General features: G+C 62.3%; 7 protein-coding genes. 4 read left to right on the top strand and 3 right to left on the bottom strand.

Translation table 11 applies throughout. The features are described 5' to 3' along the window. Positions 1–209 (bottom strand): cache domain-containing protein (locus AC1DY5_RS42855; protein ID WP_478120502.1); only part of this gene is annotated, 209 nt, incomplete at its 3' end. Here AC1DY5_RS42855 and AC1DY5_RS42850 point away from each other — a divergent pair. From AC1DY5_RS42850 to AC1DY5_RS42840, 3 genes are read left to right on the top strand one after another with little or no spacing between them, the layout of a single operon-like run. Continuing rightward, positions 178–1,134 carry a cell envelope integrity TolA family protein gene (locus tag AC1DY5_RS42850; RefSeq protein WP_478120501.1) on the top strand — a complete coding sequence of 319 codons (957 nt, stop codon included), beginning with the start codon at positions 178–180 and terminating at the stop codon, positions 1,132–1,134. The two genes, AC1DY5_RS42855 and AC1DY5_RS42850, sit on opposite strands and share 32 nt — an antisense overlap. A 32-nt stretch (positions 1,135–1,166) precedes the next feature. Then, positions 1,167–1,490 (top strand): hypothetical protein, encoded by a 324-nt coding sequence (locus AC1DY5_RS42845; protein ID WP_478120500.1) that lies wholly within the window; start codon positions 1,167–1,169, stop codon positions 1,488–1,490. Positions 1,491–1,548: 58 nt separating this feature from the next. Continuing rightward, positions 1,549–1,845 (top strand): DUF4124 domain-containing protein, encoded by a 297-nt coding sequence (locus tag AC1DY5_RS42840; RefSeq protein ID WP_478120499.1) that lies wholly within the window; start codon positions 1,549–1,551, stop codon positions 1,843–1,845. On the opposite strand, the gene AC1DY5_RS42835 is transcribed toward AC1DY5_RS42840, so the two are convergent. After that, on the bottom strand, positions 1,842–2,480 hold the full coding sequence (locus AC1DY5_RS42835) for a DUF4124 domain-containing protein (protein ID WP_478120498.1): 639 nt from the start codon (positions 2,478–2,480) through the stop codon (positions 1,842–1,844). The two genes, AC1DY5_RS42840 and AC1DY5_RS42835, sit on opposite strands and share 4 nt — an antisense overlap. A gap of 314 nt (positions 2,481–2,794) precedes the next feature. Beyond that, positions 2,795–2,998, bottom strand: coding sequence for a hypothetical protein (locus AC1DY5_RS42830; RefSeq protein ID WP_478120497.1), 204 nt, complete (start codon positions 2,996–2,998; stop codon positions 2,795–2,797). Between the two features lie 1,233 nt (positions 2,999–4,231). Between AC1DY5_RS42830 and AC1DY5_RS42825 the strand changes: the two genes are divergently transcribed. Continuing rightward, the coding region (locus AC1DY5_RS42825) for a hypothetical protein (protein ID WP_478120496.1) at positions 4,232–4,583 on the top strand (352 nt) is incomplete at its 3' end.

Genomic DNA, 4,583 nt, shown 5'->3' with positions numbered 1-4,583 from the left:
GGTTTCGGGAACATGTAGTCGACCCATCCTGAGCCCTTGGTTTCGGCTGTTCGGATCATTGCGTCATGGAACAACTTACCGTTGGCATCTTTCTGACCCGTGACCTTGGTCCCCTCGCGGGCTGGGAAGGCGGGGTTCAACAAGACATCCGACTTTAGATCGTAGACGAACAAGTAGGTGTCGCCGTGGAACCACTCGGAGTCCTTCACTCGGAACTGCAAGCAGGAGCAGACCCAGGTCGAGCAGTCCAACCAGTCGCTGGGCCGGATGATGGGCAACTTCCGCGACGGCCGCTCCATGGTGGGCGAGCTGCTGCTGTCCATGATCGTGGAGGACCTGGGCAGCCAGCAGCACGTCATCGTCATCGAGGGCGATGCAGTGCGCGAGGAYCGGACCGTCATCATYAACAAGCCGGAGATGGATCCGGAGACGGGCATCACCWACCTGTCCAACGACCTGCAGCGCACGCGCCTGATGGTGTCGCTGGAGGACGTGCCGAGCAGCTCGAGCTAYCGCGGCCAGCAGCTCAACGCCATGTCGGAGGCGGTCAAGGCCCTGCCTCCGCAGTACCAGGCCGCCGCGCTGCCTTTCCTCGTGTCCCTCATGGATACGCCATTCAAGAAGGAGCTGGTCGAGGCCATCCGCGCCGCGGCCGCGCAGGAGAGCCCGCAGGCGATCGAGCAGCGCATCAAGCAGGCCGTGCAGGACGCACTGGCCAAGTCGGGCGCGGACATCAAGATGCGCGAAGTCGCCCTCAAGGAGCGCAAGAGCGACAGCGAGATCAAGGAGATCGAGGCCCGTGCGGTGCAGATCGGCGTGCAGGCCGCCTTCAGCGCGATGCAGGCCGGCGCCCAAGTGGCGGCCATGCCTCAGATTGCGCCGATCGCCGACGTCGTCATGCAAGGCGCGGGCTACACGCGCCCGAACCCAATGGGCGACGACCCGAATTTCCCGACGCCCGCCGGTGGAGCGACTACAGGGGTCGCGCCCACGCTACCCGTCGCATCGGTGCCACCCGTGCACCAGAACACGAGCCCGGAGTTCCCGCCCATCCCCGGCCATGGCGCCTCGCCCATGACTGGCATTGAGACGGCCAGGACCACGGACAACCTGCCGCAAGGGACGCCGGCGTGACCCTGCGACACCCGCGCATCCGCGACATGAGCTTGGACACCAAGCTCTACGACGACGGCCGCAAGGTCGAAGCCGTCGCGTCGTGGAACGGCTTGCGCTCGCGGTGGTGCCGCCTCAGTGAGACAGACGACCCGCTGCCCAGCGGCGAGGTCGCGCAATGCCAGCGGCTTGCCATTCGCATGTTGCGCATCCTGGCATGGACACGCTGCGCGCCCGCGGCGCGCATGGTCGATCAGGCCAAGAAACGCGCGGCCAGGCACACGACACGCACGTCTTTCGTCAGCATCTCTCGCCGAGGRGGCCCTGGGCAATCTTTCTTCGTYCGCCAGTGTGAAATCCTTCACATCGCAAGCTAGTCAATAAGTATTAGGGTATAGCTAGCATTGGCTACATGAAAGACAGGACGTTATGTGCATGATGGGTACTGCGCGCACGCTCCTGTCGCTCCTGGTTCTGGTCGAGGCTGCAAGCGCTGTCGCTCAGGTGCACAGGTGCACCGACGCCCAGGGCAAGGTCGCCTTCAGCGACGTCGCATGCCCGACGGATGCGAAGACCGCAGAGCGAATGCTCAGAACGGGGGCCATCATCAAACGACGGGATGCGGACCTCGTTCACACGCTGAAACCCATCGACGGCGCCAACCCGACCGACGAATCCTCGACCCCGGGTGGCGTGACACCGCACACCGGCAAGCCCGCCGCCAAGAACTAGCTTCCACCACGGGCCGAAGGGCCCCCGCCATCGGTCCAGTGCGGCAGAAGGCGGGTGCGTTCGTCGTCAAAGCGTGCGTTGACGCGCTTCTTCTCGTCTTCTTTTTCGCCAATGAAGCGATTTTGAGCCTTCAGCCTCTGCGTGTTGTAGTCGAGCCTTCGACGCACAGCCTCGGGCGCCTTGCTCAGGTCTCCCTTGTAGAACTCAAGCTCGAGGTCGATCTTCTTACGTTCTTCCCTTAGCTCGCCGACATATTCTTCGGCGACATGGATCACCGCGTCGATCTCGGCGAGCGCTTCGGAACGTTCGCGGTCATGCGTGCCGGCATTGGGATAGCGCACGAGCAAGGCGCGCTCGCGGCGGCGTTGTTCGACCTGCGACGCCGCCTGCCGGTCCCGGCGCTCTGCGGCTTCGTGCGCCGAGTCGGCAGATTCAACCAAGCGCCGAGCCCCACCCGTCGTGCGCATTTCAAGCGGTTTGCGAGCGATGCATTCGGCGATCGGACGATCCGTGTAGATGCGCCCGTTGGTGTTGACGCAGCTGTAGACGAGACCACCTGCGCTCGACTGCGGTTGCGCCTGAGCCGAGCCCGCCGACATCAGCAGAAGCGCGATAGTTAGGAGAGGTGTTCGCATGTCAACACAGCCAGTCGTCAGCGACGATGGAACGATTGCATGGGCCGGTGTTTGTTCGGACAAGGACCTCACCCATGCGCCTTGCCCATAGCTTGCACCAGGGTTGCTTTGCTCRGCGTGACGACGCGGCGTCGCCGCCTCAGTGAACTGGCTGTCCTTGTGGGCGCGAACGACCTCACTGCATSCGACGAGGCATGTCTCTGCGTCATCGGTCTGCCCTCGCCCGCCCCGCGCGTTCAGTGCTTCCATGGGCCGGCCGGGMGTCAATCGGGCGAGATCAAGGTCGTCRTCCGTCATCGCTTTGTCGATCGTCATCACATGGCGGTGAAYACGCGAAACAACACRGCTACGGAAACGGCCAGCACAGCCAGCAACACGTTGCGTCGCCAGCCGGCGGCAAACTGCTCGTGCTGCCGCGAACGATGGGATGCCACATCATCGGGCAGGTCGGCCAGATCGCTCTTGCCTTTCCACGAGGTACGAGAMTGGGGCGAGGAAGGCTTATTCATGTAACCCATTGTGTCTATCTGCGGGGTGGACTCAAAGGGAAAATTTCACATTTAGTTTCTCAGTTGGTAGTCCTGGACTTGAGACGTGCTCCACCGAACCCACGGCCAGGCGGCTCGCTACAGATAATACAAATGTGCCTCGCAACTGCGTCTCGTCGCTAGGGTCAAATCCTCAGCGACATGTTCTCCACCGGGGCGGTGGACAGTAAGTCTGTGGAGAAACACGGATGCTTAATTGCGACCCGTTAACGGACGGGCGTCGCGACGCAGTTCCCGCAAAAGCGGCAACGCGCCAGACCGGTCCCACAGATTGCGCTCGAAGATCCTTCCTGCCCAGCGTCGCGTTTGGGTACTTATTTCTTACACATCTTGCATAAGCGGACTGTGGTCGCGCATGGCGTCGCTCAACAATCTCGACCCATGACGACCAAACACTTAAGCATCAAGGTCGCGACGAGGAGGACCCCCGATGGGGACTATCAGTGGGAACTCGTTCAGCGATGCTCCTTGTTTCGCCGCAAGACACTGGCCGCGGCGGAGCACCRGTTTCTTACTCGGCTAGGGGCGCATTCGCAAGGGTTGAAGGAACTGCGCGTCTTAACCTCAGTGAATGAGGCTGGCACGGAGCTAAGGAATCGGCCCGTCGAGCGCCATCTGCGCCTTGTCTACAGTCAAGAGATCGCGTCTTCTCATGAGAAGATGAATCATCCTCCTCCGGACCTCGCGCGCCTGCTTCGGCGGGCTCCTTCATCTTTGCACTGGATCCTCAGGTCCTCCTTGACCCTCGCGTCCTTGGCGCCAGCTTAAGCAGTTGCTTGGCCTCCTGGATCGTGCCGGTCAGCCAGCGGCGCCGGGCCACTCAGAAGAGCGATGGCTCCTGCGGCGGTTGCTTCGGCCTGGCTCGTTCGACTTTGGGCTCCCATGCTTCAGCACTCATCGCAAGTCGGCTGCGGATGGCGCCTTTGGGCCCGAAGCAGTCGTCGCGGCATGCAACTCGCCTAGCGTATCGATCGCTGCGGTGTCGATGGCCCATGGCGTAACCGTTCACGGGCGCGCACCGGTGGCGGAGCSATYCGGYCTCGGAAAYGCGGTGRCGGSGCTGTTCGCCTGCGGGAATGTGTTCGTGATCGTGAATACCTTCACGATCGCCGACTGGSGCACCCCGYTTGCCCGATTGAAAGGGGGCGACTCCCGRGCAGAATCCCTCCGCCACGTGGACYAAAGAACTACAGAAGGRTTGAAATGAATGTCTTGATCGAGGGGCGGSCACTTATTGTTGYCATGGCTGTGGGCCTTATTGTTCTGGCGCTCCTTTATCACTCGTTGCGACGAAAAAAGGCAGTGCGGGTCGAGGCGAAGCGCCGGGTCGAGGCTGCGCGCCTGCGCTCKGGATATRTCCCGCTCGACGARRTGATTCCGACCCTCGAAACCCTTCCCGAATGGGCTACCCAGGATGAGACCGCAACGACGGTCGACGAGACGCCGCGCATGCGGATTCGCTACATCGACGTGAACGGCAAGAAGGTGCAGAACGTGCTGCAGGTACAGCGCCTCGACGTGGAGAAGCAGCTGATCGTCGGCCACACCGACACAC

This window comes from Variovorax sp. P4_D9, from assembly GCF_056401695.1.
This window is presented reverse-complemented; position numbering and strand designations above follow the sequence as displayed.